Source organism: Nitratidesulfovibrio sp. SRB-5, from assembly GCF_019931275.1.
In the GTDB taxonomy this organism is placed as follows: domain Bacteria; phylum Desulfobacterota; class Desulfovibrionia; order Desulfovibrionales; family Desulfovibrionaceae; genus Cupidesulfovibrio.
The window spans coordinates 163,937-185,769 of the sequence record NZ_JAIOTY010000003.1 but is presented as its reverse complement, the minus strand read 5'-3'; the positions used below and the strand labels follow the sequence as shown (position 1 = coordinate 185,769).

The 21,833-nt window shown below is 66.2% G+C and carries 15 protein-coding genes and 1 tRNA gene; 12 read left to right on the top strand and 4 right to left on the bottom strand.

The window, feature by feature from the left end; translation table 11 throughout:
• Positions 1-292 precede the first annotated feature (292 nt).
• Positions 293-994, top strand: coding sequence for a tetratricopeptide repeat protein (locus K6142_RS14835; RefSeq protein ID WP_223290258.1), 702 nt, complete (start codon positions 293-295; stop codon positions 992-994).
• Between the two features lie 244 nt (positions 995-1,238).
• Here the strand turns inward: K6142_RS14835 and K6142_RS14830 are convergent, their stop codons facing one another.
• Entirely contained in the window at positions 1,239-1,700 is a 462-nt protein-coding gene (locus K6142_RS14830; RefSeq protein WP_190244101.1) for a universal stress protein, read from the bottom strand.
• 252 nt (positions 1,701-1,952) lie between these two features.
• Positions 1,953-3,347, bottom strand: coding sequence for an asparagine--tRNA ligase (gene asnS, locus K6142_RS14825; RefSeq protein WP_190244117.1), 1,395 nt, complete (start codon positions 3,345-3,347; stop codon positions 1,953-1,955).
• Between the two features lie 808 nt (positions 3,348-4,155).
• Between asnS and K6142_RS14820 the strand changes: the two genes are divergently transcribed.
• Together K6142_RS14820 and K6142_RS14815 are read left to right on the top strand one after the other, a co-directional pair.
• Positions 4,156-4,329, top strand: coding sequence for a MarR family transcriptional regulator (locus K6142_RS14820; RefSeq protein WP_007525427.1), 174 nt, complete (start codon positions 4,156-4,158; stop codon positions 4,327-4,329).
• 586 nt (positions 4,330-4,915) lie between these two features.
• Positions 4,916-4,991: transfer RNA gene (locus K6142_RS14815), tRNA-Ala, on the top strand.
• Between the two features lie 142 nt (positions 4,992-5,133).
• On the opposite strand, the gene ngr is transcribed toward K6142_RS14815, so the two are convergent.
• On the bottom strand, positions 5,134-5,742 hold the full coding sequence (ngr, locus tag K6142_RS14810) for a nigerythrin (protein WP_190244102.1): 609 nt from the start codon (positions 5,740-5,742) through the stop codon (positions 5,134-5,136).
• A gap of 323 nt (positions 5,743-6,065) precedes the next feature.
• Between ngr and K6142_RS14805 the strand changes: the two genes are divergently transcribed.
• The 9 genes from K6142_RS14805 to K6142_RS14765 all read left to right on the top strand — a co-directional run bounded on the left by K6142_RS14805 (position 6,066) and on the right by K6142_RS14765 (position 20,077).
• A complete protein-coding gene (locus K6142_RS14805) occupies positions 6,066-7,220 on the top strand; it encodes a lysozyme inhibitor LprI family protein (RefSeq protein WP_223290259.1) in 1,155 nt (384 codons plus the stop codon).
• Positions 7,221-7,716: 496 nt separating this feature from the next.
• Positions 7,717-10,470, top strand: coding sequence for an MGH1-like glycoside hydrolase domain-containing protein (locus K6142_RS14800; protein WP_190244103.1), 2,754 nt, complete (start codon positions 7,717-7,719; stop codon positions 10,468-10,470).
• A 487-nt stretch (positions 10,471-10,957) separates the two neighbouring features.
• The gene (locus K6142_RS14795) at positions 10,958-12,397 is read left to right on the top strand and encodes a putative sulfate exporter family transporter (protein WP_012613206.1); all 1,440 of its coding nucleotides are present in this window, start codon (positions 10,958-10,960) and stop codon (positions 12,395-12,397) included.
• A 96-nt stretch (positions 12,398-12,493) separates the two neighbouring features.
• Complete coding sequence (locus tag K6142_RS14790) at positions 12,494-12,667, top strand: hypothetical protein (RefSeq protein ID WP_012613207.1); 174 nt, start codon at positions 12,494-12,496, stop codon at positions 12,665-12,667.
• A gap of 99 nt (positions 12,668-12,766) precedes the next feature.
• Positions 12,767-15,403 (top strand): DUF3365 domain-containing protein, encoded by a 2,637-nt coding sequence (locus tag K6142_RS14785; RefSeq protein ID WP_223380922.1) that lies wholly within the window; start codon positions 12,767-12,769, stop codon positions 15,401-15,403.
• Positions 15,400-16,815 carry a sigma-54-dependent transcriptional regulator gene (locus tag K6142_RS14780; protein WP_012613209.1) on the top strand — a complete coding sequence of 472 codons (1,416 nt, stop codon included), beginning with the start codon at positions 15,400-15,402 and terminating at the stop codon, positions 16,813-16,815. The genes K6142_RS14785 and K6142_RS14780 overlap by 4 nt, the downstream gene beginning before the upstream one ends.
• Positions 16,816-16,834: 19 nt before the next feature.
• Positions 16,835-17,173: a hypothetical protein gene (locus tag K6142_RS14775; RefSeq protein ID WP_223290260.1), complete on the top strand. Its 339-nt coding sequence runs from the start codon at positions 16,835-16,837 to the stop codon at positions 17,171-17,173.
• A 521-nt stretch (positions 17,174-17,694) separates the two neighbouring features.
• Entirely contained in the window at positions 17,695-18,405 is a 711-nt protein-coding gene (locus K6142_RS14770) for a flavodoxin family protein (RefSeq protein WP_190244106.1), read from the top strand.
• A gap of 271 nt (positions 18,406-18,676) precedes the next feature.
• Positions 18,677-20,077, top strand: a complete 1,401-nt coding sequence (locus tag K6142_RS14765) for an MFS transporter (RefSeq protein ID WP_190244107.1) — start codon at positions 18,677-18,679, stop codon at positions 20,075-20,077.
• A 130-nt stretch (positions 20,078-20,207) separates the two neighbouring features.
• Here the strand turns inward: K6142_RS14765 and K6142_RS14760 are convergent, their stop codons facing one another.
• Positions 20,208-21,551 (bottom strand): glutamine synthetase family protein, encoded by a 1,344-nt coding sequence (locus tag K6142_RS14760; protein ID WP_012613213.1) that lies wholly within the window; start codon positions 21,549-21,551, stop codon positions 20,208-20,210.
• Positions 21,552-21,833: the final 282 nt, after the last annotated feature.

The window sequence follows — 21,833 nt, the reverse complement described above, 5'->3', positions numbered from 1 at the left end:
ACTTTTTCAAAAGTTTCCTTCCTCTCCCCCGTACCCCCTCTCCATCCTTCAAAACTTTTCAAATGGTACGAAATGGTAAGAGCGACGGGATTACGGGAAGTCGATGGGCAAGGCTAACCGCAGGGAATATTCTGTCATAACCGCACCCACCCAAATGAAAAGTTTGGGAGAGGGAGAGGCACGGAGAGGGAGAACCTTTTTCAAAAGGTTCTCCCTCTCCGTGCTTTTGTCTTTAATTTTGGTACTTACAGTTGTTTTAGCTGGTTGCGAGAAGGCGGCACCGCCGGACGACATGGCGGATGCGCGCAAGGCGGCGGGCGAGCGGCGCTATGGCGAGGCGGAGAAGCTGCTGGAGCGGTACCTGCGTTTGAACCCGGAGGGTGAGGAGCGTTGGGAGGCGTGGCAGCGGCTGGTGCAGATCACTCAGGACGTGCGGGGTGATGAGAAGGCAGCCATGGAGTTGCTGGAGGCTATGTACCTCGAGTTCGGCATGGACGGTGACAAGGCCCGCGAGGTGCTGGTGCGGCTGGGCGGCCTGCTGGAGACGGCGCGGCGTTGGGACCGGGCGGCGGACGTGTGGCGCAAGCTGATGGAGGTGCCGGACCTGCCGGGCGACGAGAATGCCCGGGCGCACCGGCGGCTGGCGCGCATTCATGCCTCGCGGCGCGAGTTCGGCATTGCGGAGGACGTGCTGCAGCAGTGCCTGCAACTGAAGGCCGTGGAGGCCCGGCGCGCCGAATGCCTGTACGACCTGGCCGACGTGCAGATGGCCATGGAGCATTTTGCGCGCGGGGCGGACCTGGCGCGGCAGATACTGGCCATGCCGGGCGCGGACAAGGAGTTGAAGGCGCTGGCCGGGTTCCTGCTGGGCGATGCGCTGGAGCAGCAGGGCAGGAACGCGGAGGCGCTGGGGGTGTTCGAATCGGTGCGCGAGACGTACCCCAATGAAATGGTGGTGGATACGCGCATCCGCCAGTTGCGCAAGGGGCGCTAGGCGCAGAAGGAAGGGCACATGGGTGCCGCCACGCGGCGCGACCGCCGCTCCCCACAGGGGGGAGCGGCGGTCGCGTCGTTTCAGGGGCCGGAAAAGAGATGTGGGCCAACGGGTGGTGCAGACCGAATGCCAAGGGCTGTCTGACCGGGGTGCGCACCATGCCCGCAAGGCGCGCAAGCATGGCTGAAGGGCGCGCTTGGCGTCCTTCGGGCAGGAAACCATGGGCGAAGGGGCAATCTGGCCTCTAGGCTGCCACCATCACCGTGCAGGGCGCCGCCCGCACCACGTGTTCAGCGGTGCGTCCCACGTCCGGTTCATCGTCTGTGCCGGTGCCGTGGCGTCCCATGACGATGAGGTCGCAGTGCTCGCGCTGGGCCATGCCCAGAATGGTTTCCGCCGCCGGGCCTTCCACGGTGTGTTCCATGTACCGGACCTGATGGTCCTGAAGGATGTCGCGCGCGGGCCCCACCCGTTCGTGGGGGGAGGGCGGCGCGTAGCCGAAAGACTGCGGCATGCCGCCGGTTGCGTCTGCTGTACGGGTGCCGCCGGTGGAAAAGGGCAGGGACAGCGAGGGATGCGGGTCGGCGCAGTGCAGAAGGATGACCTCCGCTCCGGTGAGGTTGGCTATGAGTGCGGCATGGCGAGCCGCACGGTAGGAACCCTGGGTTCCATCAATGGCCAGCAGAATGCGCGATGGCTTGGTCATGTATTCTCCCTGTCCGCCCCTTGTTCCCTGCTGGGAATCCGGCTGTGTGACGGCGCGCGGCAACGCAGTGCGCACAGGGCCGACCGGACGGACTTGCCTTCACCATACCCCCTCGGTGGGGACTGGGCAATGGGGGTAACGAAAAAATGGTGCTATTGCTGGCTTTGCGGGTGGTGAGGATGGCGCGGAAAAGGAAAACGCGGCGCGGGGTTGCCCCGGCGCCGCGCATGCGTGAGATTTTTGTGACGAAGTTTAGAATTCGAGATTGCCCGGTGTCCGGGGAAACGGCACCACGTCGCGGATATTGGCGATGCCGGTCAGCAGCATCAGCAGCCGTTCGAAACCCAGGCCGAAGCCCGCGTGCGGCACGGAGCCGAAGCGCCGCAGGTCCAGGTACCACCAGTAGTCGTCGGGGTTCTGGCCTATTTCGCGGATGCGCGCTTCCAGCACGTCCAGCCGCTCCTCGCGCTGGCTGCCGCCGATCAGTTCGCCGATGCGCGGCACCAGCACATCCATGGCGGCCACGGTTTCGTTGTCGTCGTTCAGGCGCATGTAGAACGCCTTGATGGATTTCGGGTAGTTGTAGACGATGACCGGTTTGCCGAAATGTTCTTCGGCCAGGTAGCGTTCGTGCTCGGTCTGCAGGTCCAGCCCGAAGGACACGGGGTAGTCGAACTTCTTGCCGCAGGTCTTCAGCAGTTCGATGGCCTCGCGGTAGGATACCCGCGCAAAGGGCTGGTCGGCGATGGTGCGCAGACGTTCGATCAGCCCGCTGTCCACGAAGCGGTCGAACAGTTCAATGTCGGCGGCGCAGCGCTCCAGCACGCGGGTGACCACCGTGCGGGTCATGGCCTCGGCCAGTTCCATGTCGTCGTTCAGGTCCGCGAAGGCGAATTCAGGTTCGATCATCCAGAATTCGGCGGCGTGGCGGGCGGTGTTGGAGTTCTCGGCGCGGAAGGTGGGCCCGAAGGTGTAGACCTTGCCCAGCCCCATGGCCAGAGCCTCGGCCTCCAGCTGGCCGGACACGGTGAGGTTGCATTCCTTGCCGAAGAAGTCTGCCTCGAAGTGGTTGCCCGAGGGCGGAACCGGGGCGCTTGATGCGCCGGATGCGGGCAGGGTGGTGACGCGGAACATCTCGCCCGCGCCCTCGCAGTCCGAACCCGTCAGAATGGGCGTGTGCACGTGGAAGAAGCCGCGCTGGCGGAAGAATTCGTGGATGGCGTAGGCGGCCTCGGAGCGGATGCGGAACGCCGCACCGAACTTGTTGGTGCGCGCGCGCAGGTGGGCGATGGTGCGCAAAAATTCGTCGGAATGGCGCTTCTTCTGCAACGGATAGGCTTCCGCGTCGGCACCGCCCAGCAGGGTCAGGGCGGCGGCGCGCACTTCCCACTTCTGGCCCTTTCCGGGCGATTCCACCAGTTCGCCACGCACGTCCACGGCGGCGCCGGTGTTCACGTCCTTGATCACGGCATAGTCGGGCAGGGCCTCGTCCACGATGCACTGGATGTTGGCAAGGCACGAGCCGTCGTTGATTTCGAGAAACGAGAAGCCCTTGGCATCGCGCCGGGTGCGCACCCAGCCGCAGATGCGGATGTGCGCCACGGGGGCCTGGGCGGTAAGGGCATCGGCCACGGGGGTGCGGGCCATGGAGCTGGCGGAAGCGGTCATGCGGCGTCTCCTTGTGGTCTGTGTGGCGGCCCGGCGTGTGGTGCGGCGGGCGGTGTATGCGCAACGCGCGGGGGGCGCGGGGTAACGCGCGGCGGGCGCGGCGCATGTGGAAAGGGTGTACGGCGCAATGGTGGGGCGGTCAACGGGGGGTGAGTGCGGGAGATGGGGAAGGGAAAAGAGGAAAAGACGGTGTGCATTGTTGGGCAGGGTTTCTACGAAGACAGTTCTGCCCCGCTGATTACGCTCGATTTCGTTATGCCTCCGGCGGGCAAGGGGCCATTGAGCGATGGCCCCTTGCATCCCCGCGCTCCAGGGGGGCTTCGCCTCCCCTGGACCCCCGGCGTATCCTGCACCGCATTCCCTGCCGTGCAGCTTCCCTCGGCCAAAGCTCCTTCGGGTGATCTGCCCGGCGGAATGCGCATGTGCGCGGTGCTCCCGGTGGCGTGGCGGAGGGAAGGTGCCTTTACCCTGCCGCCCGTTGCGACGCATGTGCCGCCGTCAAGGCCCGGCCTCACACGCTTCTACGCACGAAGCGTTGTCGTTGGGCAGTGCGGCAAGGATCCAGGGGCGAACGAGATTTTGGGAAAGGCATCCCAAAGAGCAGAGGAACGGGCACCGGGGCTTGCACGCGAGGCAATGGCTTGGAACGCGCGGCGTGCGCGTGCTAGGATGGCGGCAAGGTTTGCGGCGGCAGAAAAGTGGAGTGGTACGGCGTGAAATGGTTGACGAGTGGCGGCCCTTTCGTTATCAGGAATTATTACTGATTAAATCACAAAGGAGCACACCAATGGAAGATCAGGTTCTCAAAGCCATGAAGGAAGCGGGCAAGCCCGTGCGTCCCGGCGACATCGCCAAGGCCCTTGCCGTGGATTCCAAGGACGTTTCCAAGGCCATCGACGCCCTGAAGAAGGCCGGCAAGATTCATTCGCCCAAGCGCTGCTTCTACGAGCCGGTGGCGTAACGCCCAGGGGAGGGCACCATGAACGGATGGTAATCGCACCGAGACGATGCGGCAGCCCGGACAGCGTCCGGGCCATCTGACCCACCCGTTTCAAAACCCCCGTCGAGTCCGCAAGGACAGGCGGGGGTTTTTCCTTGCGTCCGGGCCTGGTGCCGGAGGGATGGGCACGTGCCACGTCCGCTGACGTGGCGGGAGGTGCGGCAGGGAGGGCACGGAATCTTCTGGGGGGTCCTCCGGCCCGGTGAACGCACCAAACCGGTGAACGTGCCAAACCGGTGAACACACCAAACCGGCGGATGCATCAAACCTGCGGCTGCCCGTTGACCTGTAGACCCTTGAATCCGGGATAGGTTGACCCTTTGACCCCCTGGCCCTGTGGCCCGTTGAGCCGCTGCTCCCCCTTGCCTCGCGTCCCGAGAGGCTAGGGCAGCAGGCCCGTGTCACCGGGGAATGCGCGTGCTGCGCGGTGCGCAGCAACCAGAATGCGCTCCGCCGCGCGATTTTCCACCCTGATTGTTGACAAACCCGGTGCGCTGGGGCAATGTCTGCTCCGCGCCCGGCCAAGCCGGTGCGTCCCAACACGCCTGGGGCTGTAGCTCAGTTGGGAGAGCGCTTGAATGGCATTCAAGAGGTCAGGAGTTCAATTCTCCTCAGCTCCACCAGAAAGGATAAGGGTTCCACATCACTGTGGAACCCTTTTTCCATTCCGGGCCCCGCGTCCTTTCCTTGCCGCACCTGCCGTGGGCGGATTTACCTACGGCGATGGCGCGGCCCGCGTGCCCCATCAACTGTTCCGGCCTTCGCTCAGTACGCCGTAAAGGTGTTCTTGGGGCGGAAACAGATGGGACACTTCTCGAAGTCCTCGCCCTTGTGGATGTACCCGCAGATGGGACACAGGTGGAACTTGTCGTCGTCCGGCGCATCAAGGTCGTTGTAGGCGGCCAGGTAGCGTTCGGCGTGGACGGATTCGGCCAGCTTCGCCCGCGTGAACACGTGGACGGCCTTGTTCTGCCCTTCTTCCTGCGCCTTCCTGATGAAGGCCGGGTACATGTCCGACGTTTCGTAAATTTCGCCGTTGGCCCCGGAAATAAGGTTCAGGTCGCACGCCTTGGCGGCGGGCGCGGCCACCGTGGGCTTGACGTAGCCGGGTTCCATTTCGGCCACCAGGGCATATTCCAGATCGATGTGGATCAGCTCGGCAGCCGCCGTGGCCTCGAACAGGCGGGCGATCTGCGTGTAGCCCTGCTCGCGGGCGGCCTGGGCAAAGGCCGTGTACTTGGCGTGCGCCCCGGTTTCGCCCGCAATGGCGGCCTTGAGGTTGTCGAGGGTGCTGCCCACGGCGGTCTTGCTGTCCGCCACTGTATTGAAGTTGGTTGCGTTCTTGACGGTTGGTATCTGCGCGCGAACTTTCATGGATGCATGCTCCTTTCCGTTTGCTGGCGAGTGGCTGTACCCAGCCGGGAAGGTGCAGTGAATCTGCACAACCCCGAACCAATACCGATCATGACAATTTCTGCTCCCAATCGTAGTATGCGTCAAGTTGGGGGCCCAGCCTGCGTGCACGGCCATGGCCGCGCCCCCGCCCGGGACGCATGGGGGCGGCCAGTCGCACCTGATCCGCCCAGTCGTACGTGGTCGCACCATGTGCCGGGGGAGCAGGGCGTGGGGTTCCGGCCACGCTTTCGGGCCGGAACGGTTGATGACTGTCGGGCCAACCGGCGCATGATGGAGTGAGCATGCCGTTCAGGCAATGGATGACCGCTTGGATGACCGCATGGATGGTGGCCTGCCAGCTGGCCTTCTCGGCTGGTGCGGCGCTGGCCGCCGGTGGGCAGCGGGCGGACGGGGTCGCGCCTGCCACGCCCGTCACCCCATGCTCGCCGGAATGGGTGGCGTTGATTGACGGCAGTATCCCCACCAGTGACGGACAGGGCCACGGGCCGGACCTCGGTTCCGACGAATGGAAGTCCGTGGTGGAATTCCGGCTGGGTTTGCGTGGTCGCGCGGATGTCCCCGAGCGGGACGATCCGGCGTGGTGCGTTCTGATCGACAGGCTGGTGCGCGGCGCGCCCGCCGCGCCCGCCACACCGCGCGGGGGCAATGCCGCGCCCACGGAGGGGCCCTCGTTCCCGTGCACGGAAGTGCGGCCCGGCAGCGCCGAAGCCATGGTCTGCGCCGATGCGGAACTGGCCGGGCTGGACCGTGCCCTGGCCGATGTCTACGCCGCCGCCCAGGACAGGTCCGCCAACGAGCACCCTCCGTTTCTCAGGGCCGAACAGCGCGGCTGGGTCAAGGGGCGCGACGAATGCTGGAAAAGCGCGGACCGCCGGGCCTGCGTGCGTGACGCATACGTGTTGCGCATCGCGGAATTGCAGGCCCGCTACCGGCTGGTGGCGCAGGATGGTCCGCACCGGTACGTGTGCGGCGCCAGCCCCGCCGACGAGGTGGTGGTCACCTGTTTCGCCACCACCCCGCCCACCCTCGTGGCCGAGCGCGGCGACCGGGTCTCGCTGATGTACCGGCAGGACGACGGCCCGGCACCGGCGGATCGTGCCCAAGCTGCCGCGTCCGCCACCTACCGGGGCCGCAACGAATGGCTGCGCCTGACAGCCGGTGCGGGGGATTCCGGCGGGTTGTGCCTGTCCGGCCTGTCCGGTTTATCTGGCCTGTCCGGTCTGTCCTGTCTGTCTGGGGTGTCTGGCGTATCGGGCGCGTCCGGCGTATCCGGCGTATCCGGCGCGTCTGGCGCGTCTGGCGAGCATGGGGCAACGGGGGCAACGGGGGGAACCGAAGGAACCGGAGTGCCGGGCAACGTTGCCGCCCACGGCGGCGAAGCCGTGCTGGTGTGGGGATATCAGGCGCCGGAATTGCGCTGCCGCCCGGCGGACTGAACGCACCGGTCAGCTGTCCTTCACGGGTCTGCCCGCAGGTGCCCTGTCCCGGCAGGGCGCGGCACCCCGCGTCAGGGCTTCTTCAGCGTGCGCGCGGCAATTGTTGCGAATTAACATCTGATATTTCAGTATAAAACATGCGGATAGGGCGTGCTGCGCACCCGAAGCAACGCACGCCGCATGGCCTGCCGCGCTGAACCGGAACCTGTGGGCGGCCTTCACGCCGGTCGCCGCTGCTTCCGCCGGTCACCCACCCGTCTGTGTAGGTATCGCCTGCCGAAATAATGGCGATTTGCAGCCAGCGGCGTAGTCTGAAAGGTACTCCGGTCCGTTCGGCGCATGGCGACGCCGTCCCCCTCGTCCCCGGCTTCCTTCTCCTTCCGTTCCCTTCCTCTCCCGCGCGTCTTCCCCGCACGTTTCCCCGCCGCCGCCGGGCTTCATGGGCTGGTCGTATCCGCCCCGCAGACCCGCAACCCGTCACGCAAGGGGAATAGGCATGGCACGTACCAGTGAAACGGCGGAACACGTCCGCCTGAATTCCTGCGGCCAGGGCACGGAAGAGCGCACCACCAACCACCACCCGTGGAAGAAATGGGGTCCCTATCTCAGCGAGCGGCAATGGGGCACCGTGCGCGAAGACTACAGCGACGACGGCGACGCCTGGAACCACTTCAGCCACGACCAGGCCCGCTCGCGGGCCTACCGCTGGGGCGAGGACGGGCTTGGCGGCATCAGCAACGACCGGCAGGTGCTGTGCCTGGCCCTGGCCCTGTGGAACGGGCGCGACCCCATCCTGAAGGAGCGGCTGTTCGGCCTTACCAACAGCGAGGGCAACCACGGCGAGGACGTGAAGGAATACTACTTCTACCTCGACAGCACTCCCACCCATTCGTACATGAAATACCTGTACAAATACCCGCAGGCGGCCTTTCCGTACGACGATCTGGTGCGCACCAACGCCGGGCGCACCAGGCACGATCCGGAGTACGAGCTTCTGGACACCGGCTGCTTCGCGGACGACCGCTACTTCGACGTGTTCGTGGAATACGCCAAGGCAGCCCCCGACGACATGCTGGTGCGCATCACCGCGCACAACCGGGGGCCGGACCCAGCCCCCCTGCACGTGCTGCCCACCCTGTGGTTCCGCAATACCTGGTCGTGGCCGGACGGCGGCAGCAGGCCGGAACTGCGCGGTGAAGCGAAGGGTGGGCACGCGGTGATAACCGCCCGCCACACCGACCCGCTGTTCCTGGAAAGTCTGCCCCACTGCACCCTGCGCTGCGAAGGCGCGCCGGAACTGCTGTTCACCGAAAACGACACCAACACCTGGCGTCTGTACGGCACCCCCAACGAGCGGCCCTGGGTCAAGGACGGCATCAATGCCCGCGTGGTGTCGGGCGCGCCGGACACGGTGAACCCGGACCTGGAGGGCACCAAGGCCTCGGCGTGGTACCGCCTGCATGTTCCGGCCGGGGGCAGCGCCACCATTCGCTTGCGGCTCTCCGCTGACGGCGCGGCCCTTCCGGCGGACCCCTTCGGTTCGGACCACGACGAGGTTTTCGCCGCGCGCAGACGCGAGGCGGACGAGTTCTACCGCGCCGTCACCCCACCCTCGGCGGACGAAGACCGGGCCCTGGTGCTGCGCCAGGCGCTGGCGGGCATGCTGTGGTCCAAGCAGTACTACTATTTCGATGCGGACAAGTGGCTGGAAGAGCACCACGCGCACCCCCTGCTGGGCCAGCAGCGCCAGCAGCGCAACCGCGAATGGTTTCACATGGTCAACGACCACATCATCTCCATGCCCGACAAGTGGGAATACCCGTGGTACGCGGCGTGGGACCTGGCCTTCCACGCGGTGGCCCTGTCCACGGCCGACCCGGAATTCGCCAAGGAGCAGCTGGACCTGATGCTGCGCGAAATCTACATGCACCCCAGCGGCCAGTTGCCCGCCTACGAATGGAACTTCAGCGACGTGAACCCCCCGGTGCACGCCTGGGCCACCCTGTTCCTGTACCTTACGGAAAAGGTCCTGCACGGGCGGCAGGACGTGGAATTCCTGAAGCGCGCCTTCACCCGGCTGGCCCTCAACTTTACCTGGTGGGTCAACCGCAAGGACCGCGACGGCAACAACATCTTCGAGGGGGGCTTTCTGGGGCTGGACAACATCGGCGTGTTCGACCGCAGCGCGCCGCTGCCCACGGGTGGTCATCTGGAACAGGCCGACGGTACGGCGTGGATGGCCTTCTTCTGCCAGAACATGATGGAGATCGCCGCGGAACTCACCGTGCACGACCCGGTGTACGAAGACTTCTGCGTCAAGTTCGCGGAGCATTTCCTGTGGATCGCCATGGCCATCAACCGGCCGGGCGACGGCGGCCTGTGGGACGAGGAGGATGGCTTCTACTACGACCTGCTGCGCCTGCCTGACGGCACCTCGCAGCGGCTCAAGGTGCGCTCGCTGGTGGGCCTGCTGCCGCTGTGCGCCGTCACCGTGGTGGAAGAAGAGCAGCGCGCCCGCATGCCCAGAGCCACGGCGGCCCTGCTTGCCCGCCTGGCCCGCATGCCGGAACTGCTGGGCTACATCCACGCCACCGGCCCCGGCCACCTGGGCTGCGCCAACCGGGGCATCATCGCCCTGGTCAACGAGGAACGGCTGCGGCGCATCCTGACCCGCGTGCTGGACGAGAACGAGTTCCTTGGCCCCTACGGCATCCGCGCCCTGTCGCGCCATCATCTGGACCATCCCTACGTGCTTCGCGCGGGCGGGCAGGAATACCGGGTGGGCTACCTGCCCGCTGAATCGGACAGCGGCATGTTCGGCGGCAACTCCAACTGGCGCGGTCCGGTGTGGATGCCGGTGAACGGGCTGATCGTGCGGGCCCTTCTGTCGTACTACGCGTATTATGGCGACAACTTCCGCATCGAATGCCCCACCGGTTCGGGCGTGCTGATGAACCTGTACGAGGTGGCGGAGGAACTGACGGAGCGGCTGACGCGCATCTTCCTGCGTGGGCCGGACGGCGCGCGGCCGGTGTTCGGCGGGGAGCAGAAGTTTCGTTCCGACCCCCACTGGCGCGACTGCGTACTGTTCTACGAATACTTCCACGGCGACAACGGCGCGGGCATCGGCGCCAGCCACCAGACAGGGTGGACCGGCCTGGTGGCCAAGCTTATCGAGCTGTTCGGCCTGTTCGAGCCACAGGCCCTGCTGAAGGGGGGCAAGCAGAAAGGGTTCAGGGCCGGGACGTGACCGGCTTGCCGGCATGGCCCCGGCGTCGGGTCCGGACAGGGGAAGAGGGGACAGGCCATACCTGGGCCGGACTTGGGCCAGGTCTGAGTCGGACCTGAGCCAGACTTGGGCCAGACATGGGCCGGACCCGAGCCGGAGCGGGGCCGGGCCGGAGACGGACAGGACGGAGTATTTGCAGACGACCGGGGCCGGGCAGCGCGCCATGCGTTGCCCGGCCCCGCCTTTTCGTGCCTTTTCCGCAAGGCGCGGTGCCTTTTCGAGTTGGCGGTCATGCAGGCGGGGTTGTCTGGCTGCGCCCTGTGAATTCAACATGTTGTCAATCAAATACGCATGGTCCCGATCTTGCTCATGCCGTGAGTACTCAGGCCGCGCATGGCGCGCGGCCCGCTGCGGGGGCGGGCTCCCCCGCACCGGAAACACGCCGGCGGCCCTGCCACATGCCGGTCGCCGGATGGACACCGTACCCACACTGCGCAAGGAGATTCACATGGCACAAAAGCGCTGGCTGACCGAGGACAAGCTGGCCCTGATCATGGGGCTGTTCCTCTTCCTGCTGGGCACGCTCAACTTCGCCGGGGTGGACGCCCTGGGCTGGAGCGTGAAGACCAACGTATGGGTGAGCGCGGACCAGATTTTCAGTTCCGCCACCGGTACCTTCAAAAGCATGCCGGGCTATGTCTGCCTGCTGCTGACCTATCTCTTCGTCACGGTGTTCCTGTCCGTGGGGGTCAGGTTCCTGGGCGGCGACGTGCCGAAGTTCGTCAAGTCGTTCACCGTGGTCTTCTTCGTCAGCGCGGGCTGCTACGCCGCCGGGCACTACGCGGTCATCGCCGCCACCCCCAACCAGGTGGCCAAGCTGGGCATTCCGTGGGCCATGGGCCTGACCGGCGAGGCGGGCTTCATCATCGCGCTGGTGCTGGGCATCGTCATCGGCAACTTCACCCCCGGCCTTGCCGCCGAACTGAAGGAAGCCCTGCGCCCGGAAATGTACATCAAGATCGCCATCGTCATCCTGGGCGCGGAACTGGGCGTGAAGGCCGTGGACGCCCTTGGCCTTGCCTCTTCGGTCATTTTCCGAGGGCTGTGCGCCATCGTCGAAGCCTACCTGATCTACTGGGCGCTCGTGTACTACGTGGCCAGAAAGCACTTCAAGTTCAGCCGTGAATGGTCGGCCCCGCTGGCTTCGGGCATCTCCATCTGCGGCGTGTCCGCGGCCATCGCCACCGGCGGCGCCACCCGCGCCCGCCCCGTGGTGCCCATCATGGTGTCGTCGCTGGTGGTCGTGTTCACCTGCATCGAAATGCTCATCCTGCCCTTCGTGGCGCAGTGGGGCCTTTCGTCCGAACCCATGGTGGCCGGTGCCTGGATGGGCCTTGCCGTCAAGAGCGACGGCGGCGCCATCGCTTCCGGCGCCATCACCGACGCCCTGATCCGCGCCAAGCTGCTTGCCGACACCGGCGTGCAGTACCAGGAAGGCTGGATCACCATGGCCGCCACCACCATCAAGATCTTCATCGACGTGTTCATCGGCATCTGGTCGTTCATCCTGGCCATGGTGTGGAGCGCGTTCATCGACCGCAAGCCGGGCGAACGCATGAAGTTCAGCGAAGTGCTCGACCGTTTCCCCCGCTTCGTGCTGGGCTACGTCATCACCTTCCTGGTCATGCTGGCCCTGTGCGCCAGCGGGCCGGAACTGCTGAAGTTCGGCAAGGCCACCATCGCGGGCACCAACACCTTCCGCGGCCTGTTCTTCCTGATGACCTTCTTCACCATCGGCCTCGTGTCCAACTTCAAGAAGCTGTGGGCGGAAGGCATCGGCCGTCTGGCCGCCGTGTACGTGGTGTGCCTGTTCGGGTTCATCATCTGGATCGGCCTGTTCATCTCGTGGCTGTTCTTCCATGGCGTGATGCCGCCTGTCGTTTCCTAACGGCAGACCCCGGACACCCCAGGCAAGACAGCCTGAACGAACGATTCCGAACCGTTGGGCCGCACCCCGCGCGGCATACGCACAAGGAGCTTGACCATGCAGCTTGAAGAAAACAAGATCGCCGAAGAAATCCAGAAGATGGAATACGAGCCGCTTCTGCCCGTGGAAAAGAAGCTCATCGCCTGGAGTCTGGCCATCGGGGTCGTGTCCCTGGTGGTGCTCTACTGGGTGAGCGCCGTCTTCTTCCCCGCCGCCCACGGCGCAGCCTAACCGCCATCCCCCCCTCCCGCCGCGTCCCGCGTCCGCCTGCCCGCCAGTCCGGCAATCAGGCAGGTGGACCGGAGCGCGGCGGGGGCATCGGAACTCCGCATGTCGCACCCTCTCCACGGCAAGATCCAGCACAAGTTCCTTCTGGGCCTTGCGTGCATCTTCCTGCTGCTGGGGGGTGTGTTTCTCTTTTCGCTCAACCTGCACCTGCGCGAGATGCTGCACATCGAGGCCGAGGCCAAGGCGGAACTGGTGTTCTCGCACGTCTCGTCCCTGCAGCAGTATGTGCGCGACACCCTGCGCCCCTCGGTGCGCGGGCACATCCCGGACGAGGACTTTCTGCTGGAGGCCATGAGCACCTCCTTCGTCACCCGCAAGGTGTTCGTGGAACTGAACGGCCAGCGCGACCAGTACCTGTACCGCCGGGTGTCCATGTCGCCGCGCAACCCCGCCTCGCAGGCCAACGAGCTGGAGCGCGAACTCATCACCGGCTTCCGCAACGACGGCGACCTCCGGACGCTGCGCGGCTACCGGGTCATCGACGGGGTGGAGCACTACATCCTGGCCCGGCCCGTGTATTTCGAGGCCGACTGCATGTACTGCCACGGCGACCCGGCGAACGCCCCGCGCGTGCTCCTGGACCGCTACGGCGCCGTGCGCGGCTTCGGCCACAAGACCGGTGACCTTGCGGGCATGGACTTCGTGGGCATGCCCGTGGACAGAAGCGTGCAGCAGGTGCGCGAGGCCATCACCCTGTTCGGCAGTTCGTTCTACGCCGCAGCCGCCGGGGTGTTCCTGCTGATCATCATCTTTTTCAACCGGCTGGTGGTGGCCAACCTGCGCCGCCTGACGGGCATCTTCCGCCAGAACTTCCAGAGCCCCGGCGACAGGAGCATCCTGAACCGGCTGGACGAGGGCGACGAAATCAACTCGCTCATGGAGGCCTTTGGCGCGTTTGCCGCGCACCTGCGCGAGGCCCGCGTGAAGCTGGAGGACTACGCCGCCAACCTCGAGGACAAGGTGCGCGAGCGTACCGAGGACCTCAGCCTGGAAGCTTCGGAGCACCGCACCGACGTGGAGCTGTTCGTGGATCTTTTGGGCGACCTGAACAGCAGTCAGAGCCACGCCGAACTGCTGAAGGGCGCGCTGCCGCGCATTGCCGCCCGCTTCGGGGCCAGCCGGGCCACCTACCTGTGCGCGCCCATGGGCCGCGAACAGTACGCCTGGCCCACACCGCCCGACGCCGACGACGCCACCCGCATGCCCGAAGACTGGCTGAGCGTGGTCAACGCCCGCCAGGTGCGGGTGGAACCGGACCGGGTGCTGGTGCCGGTAAGCACGTCGGATTTCAGCCGGGGGCTCATGGCCCTGTACTGGGAGAACGGCGGCACGCCGGACCTGACGCCGGAAGTGCTGCTGGCCCTTGGGCAGCAGTTGGGCATCGCCATCGAGAATCTGGACGCCATTGACGCGCTGCTGCGCCAGAACCGCCTGCTGGAACTCATTTTCGAGGGCATTTCCGACCCGGTGCTGCTGGTGGAGGAAGGCGGCACGGTGGTGCTGGCCAACACCTCGGCCCGTGCACTGGCCGACGGGGTGCGCCCCGGCGCGCGCATCGGCACGTGGCTGGGCTCCATTTCCGCAAAGGCGCTGGCCGACGGCCACCTTGCGGCGGCCATTGCCGGGCGCGACCCGTCGAACCTGGAACTGGAGCTGCCGGGGCCGTGCGTCATGGCCGTGAGCGTGTACCCCCTGCGCGACGGCGGTGACATGGGCCGCGCCGTGGTCTACCTGCGCGACACCACGCTGGAGCGGCGCGTGCGCGCCCAGATGCAGCAGAGCGAAAAGCTGGCCGCGCTGGGCCAGCTGGCCGCGGGCCTTGCCCACGAGATCAACAACCCCCTCGGGGTCATCAACTGTTACGCCCAGCTGTTGCAGAAGACCCAGAAGGATCCGCAGGCGCAGGAAGACCTGGAGGTCATCGTGCAGCACACCCAGAAGGCCCGGCTGGTGTTGCAGGACCTGCTGGGGCTGGCCCGCGCCAACCGCACGCTGACCGGGCCGTCGGACCTCAACGCCGTGCTGCGCGACATGGCCCAGATATTCCGCGTGCAACTGGAAAGCGCGGGCGCGGACATCGAACTGGACCTGGCGCGCGGGCTGCCCCGCGTGGCGGCGGACACCACCTCGCTGGAGCAGATACTGACCAACCTGCTGGTCAACGCCATCGACGCCATGCCCCAGGGCAAGGGGCGCATCCGGGTGCGCACCGAACCGCTGGAGGCCACGGACTCGGGGCCGGATGGCGGCGACGGTGGACCAGGTGAAGGCGGGACTGGCGGAAATGGCGGAAGTGGCAAGGCAGGGGGCTACGTGCGCCTGACCGTGTCCGACAACGGCCCCGGCATTCCGCCCGAGAACATGACCCAGATTTTCGACCCGTTCTTCACCACCAAGGAAATCGGCAAGGGCACCGGCCTTGGCCTGACCGTGGTGCACGAACTGCTGCGCGACCTGGGCGGCATGGTGGAGGTGACGGGCGAGGGCGGTGCCACGTTTGTGATAACCCTGCCCGTGGCGCCCGAACTGCCCGGGACTTCCGAAAACCGGGACGCCGATGGCGATGACGCCGCCGCCTGCGCCGACCGGACCGGTCAGACAGACAAGGCCGACCGGACTGGCCGGACAGACCAGATCGGCCAGGCAGGCAGGGCCGACCATGAAGGAGATTCCGCATGAGCCCCGCATCAATCCCGTGCTGCGGCAGCGTGCTGGTGGTGGACGACGAACGCGTGTTCGCCGTGGGCCTGGCGCGCCTGCTGTCCACCCAGTTTCCGGACTGGACCTTCGACGTGCGATGCAGCGGAGAGGAAGCCCTTTCCGCGCTGGTCCACGGCGACTATGCCGTGCTGATCACCGACCTGCGCATGCCCGGCCTGTCCGGCCAGACCCTGATGCGGGAAGCCCTGGCCCAGGACCCCGCGCTGACGGTGATCATGCTCACCGCCTTCGGCTCCGTGGAAACGGCGGTGGCCGCGCTGAAGCAGGGGGCCTACGACTTTCTGACCAAGCCCATCGACCAGGAACACCTGTTCCGGGTGGTGGGCAAGGCCATGGAGCGCGGCGTGCTGCTGCGCGAAAACGGCCGCCTGCGCCAGAAGGCCGCCGACGGCGACCTCGGCCCCATGCTCATCGGCAAGAGCCCGGCCATGCAGCGGCTGCGCAAGTCCATCGCGGCGGTGGCCGCGTCGGACTACACGGTGCTCATCCGGGGCGAATCGGGCACCGGCAAGGAACTGGTGGCCCGGGCCGTGCAGTCGCTCAGCCAGCGGGCCGACGGGCCGTTCATCATGGTCAACTGTCCGGCCATTCCGGATGCGCTGCTGGAAAGCGAGCTGTTCGGCCACGTGAAGGGGGCCTTCACCGGCGCGGACAGGAACCGCAAGGGCCTGTTCATGGCGGCGGACAAGGGCACCATCCTGCTGGACGAAATAGGGGACATTCCGGCCTCTGTGCAGAGCAAGCTCTTGCGGGTGATCCAGGAGGGCGAGGTGCGCCCCGTGGGCACCAACGAGGCCCAGCGGGTCAACGTGCGCATCGTGGCCTCCACCAACCGCAACCTGGAAGCCAAGATCGCCGACGGCAGCTTTCGCGAGGACCTGTACTTCCGGCTCAACGTGCTGACCATCAACGTGCCCCCGCTGCGCGAGCGCATCGAGGACATTCCCCACATCGCCTCCCACTTCCTGTTCCGGGTGTGCAACGAACTGGGCGTGCCGGAAAAGGAATTCTCCAACGAGGCGCTGTCCTACCTTTCGTGCCGCCCGTGGCCGGGCAACGTGCGCGAACTGCTGAACCTGGTGCGGCGCATGGCCGTGTTCTGCCCCGGCGAGCGCATCGAGGGGGCCTTCATCCACCGCATGGAACACGGCGCCGACACGGAACCGGAATGCGGGGCGGGCTTTTCGCCCTACAAGGACGCCAAGCAGGTGGCCGTGGACGAATTTACCCGCAGCTACGTGCACCGGCTGCTGGAGCATACCCACGGCAACATTTCCGAGGCCGCGCGCCTCAGCGGGGTGGAACGGTTCACCCTGCAGAAGATCCTGAAACGCATGCACATCGACACGGCGGACTACCGCAGGGGGTAGCGCCATGGGAGAACACGACATGGAAACCGCAACCACCTCCGGGGCCGCCATGACCAACCGCGACACCGTCCCTACCCCCCGGGACCCGGAACTGGAGCGCGTGCTGCAAGGCCTGCTGGCCATGCTGCGCGACGGCGAACGCGACCGCCTGCGCGCCCGCATCGAGGCCGCAGTGGCCGCAGAGGCGCGCGGCGAGGCCGACGACGCTGCCCGGCAACTGCGCTTCGTGCAGGACCTGGACATTCTGGTGCACGTGCACGGCCCGCAGTTCATGTATTCGCGCGGCATCGCCGAAACCCTGCGCGTGGGCGAGGACATCGTGGAGTTGGCGTATGACCTTCAGAAGGCGCTGAAGTAACTCCGAATGGTCTTTTCGCCCGTTGGCGTCCGGCCCGAAGGGCGCGAAGCGTGCCCGTTAGGTGGGCTTGCGAACCTTACGGGCATCGTGCGCAACGCGGTCAAACTTCGCCCGCCAAAGCGCTGCTGTCCCCATCCGTACGGCTCGCAAGCTCGCCTAACGGCTGAGGCGCTTTGCGGACGCCATCCGTAATGCTCGAAGACTCGCATAACGGCTGCCGCACTCCCTCATGGCGGGCTTGTTTTCCTCGCCAACGAACGAAAATCCTCATTCGGATCAATCACTCGTGGCAACATTGCCCGTCGGGATGCTGCACCCGCGCGGCGCGCATGTACCGGCCCTTGCCGGGGGGGCGCCGCGTTTTTCGTCTGCCCACGCTGCTCGTCTCGTCCGTCGGCCATTCCTTCGACATGGTTCCCAAAGGGGTACTATCTACCCTCGCGGACAGTTCTTGCCTTTTCCCCACCAGCGGGCATCATGGCCCTTTCGCAACCCGCAACCGGCCATCGGGCAGGAGCGCCATGAACATCATCGCCATCAACGGCAGCCCGCGCAAGAAATGGAACACCGCCACCCTGCTCCGGAACGCGCTGGAGGGCGCTGCGGAACGGGCCACGCAGGCGGGCCGCACCGCCAGCACCGAGCTGGTGCACCTGTACGAGCACGACTACAAGGGCTGCATCAGCTGCTTTGCCTGCAAGAAGATCGGCGGCAAGAGCTACGGCCATTGTGCGGTGAAGGACGGCCTGACCCCCATTCTGGAGCGCGTGGCCGAGGCCGACGTGCTGCTGCTGGGCTCGCCCATCTATTTCTACACCGAAACCGGCGAGATGCGCTCGTTCCTTGAACGGCTGCTGTTTCCGTACCTGTCCTACACGCCGGGCTACCAGCCGCTGTTTCCGCGTCCGCTGCCCACGGGGCTGGTGTACACCATGAACATCCCCGAAGAAAAAATGGCCGACTACCAGATGGACCGCGCGGTAAAGGCCACCTGGGCGGTCACCCGCAGGATCTTCGGCAGTTGCGAGCTGTTCCTGTGCTCCGACACCTTCCAGTTCGACGACTATTCCAAGTACGTCTCCACCAGCTGGGACCCGGTGGCCAAGGCCAAGCGGCGCGAAGAGGTCTTTCCGCAGGACTGTGCCCGCGCGCGCGAGTTGGGCGCGCTGCTGGTGGATCAGGCCCAGGCCGGGCAGGTGGGACAGGTGGGACAGGCGGAACAGGCCGATTAGGCTGTATGGGCCATGCGGACCGAACGGATCAGACAGGCCGAGCGGGCCATGGCCGCCGGTGACAGTGGTGCTGCCGCCGGGGTGGACACCGGAGCGGCCCGGTCGTAGATACTAGCCTCCACCCCGCATCGTTTTGTTTCGTCGCACTCCGCAACGCGGATGCGCAACGCAACCCGTCCCTGCACGGTTCTTGCGCCGTCCACCCTGGCACGGCACGAGGACGTGCGGGGACGGGCGGCGCGGGCCATCGTTTTTTCCGCGAGGTATCGCAATGCAGTTCACGCCGGTACGGCTGGGAGATGCCGGATCGCCGCGCATGGTGCTGGCCACCGTGTGCATCGCCCAGTTCATGGTGCCGTTCATGCTCACCGCCGTGGGCGTGGCCCTGCCTTCGCTGGGGCGCGACCTGGGCGCGTCCGCCGTGCAGCTGGGCCTTGTGGAGCAGTTGTACGCGTTGGCACTGGCCATGAGCATGCTGGCCTGCGGACGCCTTGGCGACATCGTGGGGCAGCGCCGGGTGCTGCTGCCCGGCCTTGCCGTGTTCACCGGCATTACCCTGCTGGTGGGCCTGGCCCCTTCCGTGGAACTGGTCATGGCCCTGCGCTTCGGGCAGGGCATCGGCGCGGCCATGATGCTGTCCGGCAGCCTGGCGCTGGTGGCGGTGGCCTACCCGCCGGAACTGCGGGGCCGGGTCATAGGCATCGTCTCCGCGTTCACCTATGCCGGGCTGTCCATCGGCCCGGTGCTGGGCGGCTACACCACGGACCACTTCGGTTGGCGCAGCGTGTTCCTGATGGTGGTGCCCCCCGGCCTCGGGGCCACGGCCATGTGCCTGTGGCGCATGCGCCCCCAGCCCGGCGCGGACAAGGGCGCGCACATGGACTGGCCCGGCAGCCTGGTCTACGCGGCGTCGGTGTGCATGGTCATGACCGGGGCCGCCCGCGCCACCTCCGTGCCGCTGGGGCCGGTGCTGATGGCGGCGGGCCTGGCGGGCCTTGTGCTGTTCCTGAAGGTGGAGGGGCGCAGCAAAAGCCCCCTGCTGGACGTGGACCTGCTGCTGCGCAACCGGTTCTTCTCGTTGAGCTGCCTTGCCGCCTTCGGCAACTATGCCGCCGTGTTCGGCGTCACCTTCCTGTTCAGCCTGTTCCTGCAATACGCCAAGGGCCTGCCCCCGCGCGAGGCCGGGCTGATCCTGCTCATCCAGCCGGTGATGCAGGTGCTTACCGCGCCGCTGTCGGGACGACTGTCCGACCGGGCCGACCCCGGCCGCGTGGCCACGGCGGGCATGCTGTTCAGCGCCGCAGGGCTGCTGCTGGCCATGGCCACCCTGTCGCCGGGCATGCCCGTGTGGCTGCTGGCGGCGGAACTGGTGTGCATCGGCATCGGGTTCGGCATCTTCGTCACGGCTAACTCGGTGGCCATCATGAGCAGCGTGGACAAGGCCCACTTCGGCGTGGCCTCCGGCATGGTGGGGGCCATGCGCACCCTGGGCATGGCGTGCAGCATGACCACCGTGTCGCTCATCTTCGCCCTGCATCTGGGCGAGGCCGCCATCACCCCCGCCGTGCTGCCCGAATTCCTGTCCGCCACCCGCACCGGCCTTGCCGTGGCCGCCGTGTTCTCGTGTCTGGGCGTGCTGGTTTCCGTGGGGCGCGGGCGCAAACGGGATTGACGGAACGTCTGAATCCCCCGGCCCCCCTCCCTCCTTCCCCGAAACGTTTTGATTCGGGTGTTACAAGTAAAAAGGCGTCGCAACCAGCTGGTTGCGACGCCTTGCGTTTCGGTGCGTATCTGGAGCGTGCCTACAGCACGGGCAGGTAGCGCTGCAATTCGAACTCGGAGACGTGGGTGCGGTAGGCGTCCCACTCGATGAGCTTGTTGCCCACCAGGTTGGCGTGGGTGTGTTCGCCCAGCACTTCCTGCATCAGGGCGCTGCCCTTCAGTTCCATGGCCGCCTCGTACAGCGAGCCGGGCAGGGATCCGATGCCGTGCTTGGTCAGGTCTTCCTCGCCCATGTGGAAGATGTTGGCTTCCACGGCCTTGGGCAGTTCGTAGCTCTTTTCGATGCCTTCCAGCCCGGCGGCCAGCATCACCGAGAAGGCCAGGTAGGGGTTGCAGGCCGGGTCGGGGCTGCGCAGTTCGATGCGGGTGGCCGCTTCCTTGCCGGGCTTGTACATGGGCACGCGGATGAGGGCCGAACGGTTGCGCTGCGCCCAGGCCAGGTACACCGGGGCCTCGTAGCCGGGCACCAGGCGCTTGTACGAGTTGATCCACTGGTTGGTGACGCAGCAGAACTCGCGCGCGTGCTTCAGCAGGCCCGCGATGTACGAGCGGCATTCGCCCGAAAGGTGGTGCGGGTCGTTGGGGTCGAAGAAGGCGTTGCGCCCGTTGCGGAACAGCGACTGGTGCACGTGCATGCCGCTGCCGTTCTGGCCGAAGATGGGCTTGGGCATGAAGGTGGCGTACACCCCGTGCTTGCGGGCCATTTCCTTGACCACGACCTTGTAGGTCATGACCACGTCGGCCATCTTCATGGCCTCGTTGTAGCGCAGGTCGATCTCGTGCTGCGAGGGGGCCACCTCGTGGTGCGAATACTCCACGGGAATGCCCATGCGCTGCAACGCGAAGATGATGTCGCGCCGCACGTCGTTGCCCAGGTCCAGCGGGGGTGCGTCGAAGTAGCCGCCCGCGTCGATGGGCTGCGGGCACTGCGAACTGGCGAACAGGAAGAACTCCAGTTCCGGGCCCACGTAGTAGGTATAGCCCTTTTGCGCGGCCTTTTCGGTCAGCTTGCGCAGGATGTAGCGGGGGTCGCCCTCGTAGGGGGTGCCGTCGGGGTTGCGCACGTCGCAGAACATGCGCGCCACCGGGCGCTCCATGGGCCGCCAGGCGCAGATCTGGAAGGTGGTGGCGTCGGGGAAGGCCACCATGTCGCTTTCCTCGATGCGGGTGAAGCCCAGGATGGACGAGCCGTCGAAGCCCATGCCTTCCTCGAAGGCGGATTCGAGCTCGCTGGGGGTCACCTGGAAGCTTTTCAGGTTGCCCAGGATGTCCACGAACCAGAACTGGATGAAGCTGACGTTGTATTCCTTGACCGCCCTGATGACATCATCGCCGTTCTTGCAATTGAATACGGGAAAGTCCATGTGCACCTCCTGCAATTGGTGCTTCGCGCCCGGGTCGCGGCCCGGCCGGCCCCGCAAGGCCGTGGTGTGTCTGTAAGTGCCGCGTCGGGTGGCGCGTGTGAAGCCGGACGAAGTTCCGGCAGGAAACAGGTCGGGGCAATGCTAGCCATAGCAGATACGCAAGGGGGGTCAATGAAAAGCCCCCTGCTTGACATCATTGTAAAACAGCATGGGGATGCAGGCGGGGCGCGGTGTTGCGGGGCTTTTCGGGTGCTGGGCTGCCTGCCGAGGGCGGTGCCGGAG

What these genes read in the sequence shown, in the direction of transcription:
- K6142_RS14835 (WP_223290258.1), top strand. Translation starts at nt 293, where the DNA reads ATGGCGGATGCGCGCAAGGCGGCGGGCGAGCGGCGCTATGGCGAGGCG.
- K6142_RS14830 (WP_190244101.1), bottom strand. Translation starts at nt 1,700, where the DNA reads ATGACCAAGCCATCGCGCATTCTGCTGGCCATTGATGGAACCCAGGGT.
- asnS (WP_190244117.1), bottom strand. Translation starts at nt 3,347, where the DNA reads ATGGCCCGCACCCCCGTGGCCGATGCCCTTACCGCCCAGGCCCCCGTG.
- K6142_RS14820 (WP_007525427.1), top strand. Translation starts at nt 4,156, where the DNA reads ATGGAAGATCAGGTTCTCAAAGCCATGAAGGAAGCGGGCAAGCCCGTG.
- ngr (WP_190244102.1), bottom strand. Translation starts at nt 5,742, where the DNA reads ATGAAAGTTCGCGCGCAGATACCAACCGTCAAGAACGCAACCAACTTC.
- K6142_RS14805 (WP_223290259.1), top strand. Translation starts at nt 6,066, where the DNA reads ATGCCGTTCAGGCAATGGATGACCGCTTGGATGACCGCATGGATGGTG.
- K6142_RS14800 (WP_190244103.1), top strand. Translation starts at nt 7,717, where the DNA reads ATGGCACGTACCAGTGAAACGGCGGAACACGTCCGCCTGAATTCCTGC.
- K6142_RS14795 (WP_012613206.1), top strand. Translation starts at nt 10,958, where the DNA reads ATGGCACAAAAGCGCTGGCTGACCGAGGACAAGCTGGCCCTGATCATG.
- K6142_RS14790 (WP_012613207.1), top strand. Translation starts at nt 12,494, where the DNA reads ATGCAGCTTGAAGAAAACAAGATCGCCGAAGAAATCCAGAAGATGGAA.
- K6142_RS14785 (WP_223380922.1), top strand. Translation starts at nt 12,767, where the DNA reads ATGTCGCACCCTCTCCACGGCAAGATCCAGCACAAGTTCCTTCTGGGC.
- K6142_RS14780 (WP_012613209.1), top strand. Translation starts at nt 15,400, where the DNA reads ATGAGCCCCGCATCAATCCCGTGCTGCGGCAGCGTGCTGGTGGTGGAC.
- K6142_RS14775 (WP_223290260.1), top strand. Translation starts at nt 16,835, where the DNA reads ATGGAAACCGCAACCACCTCCGGGGCCGCCATGACCAACCGCGACACC.
- K6142_RS14770 (WP_190244106.1), top strand. Translation starts at nt 17,695, where the DNA reads ATGAACATCATCGCCATCAACGGCAGCCCGCGCAAGAAATGGAACACC.
- K6142_RS14765 (WP_190244107.1), top strand. Translation starts at nt 18,677, where the DNA reads ATGCAGTTCACGCCGGTACGGCTGGGAGATGCCGGATCGCCGCGCATG.
- K6142_RS14760 (WP_012613213.1), bottom strand. Translation starts at nt 21,551, where the DNA reads ATGGACTTTCCCGTATTCAATTGCAAGAACGGCGATGATGTCATCAGG.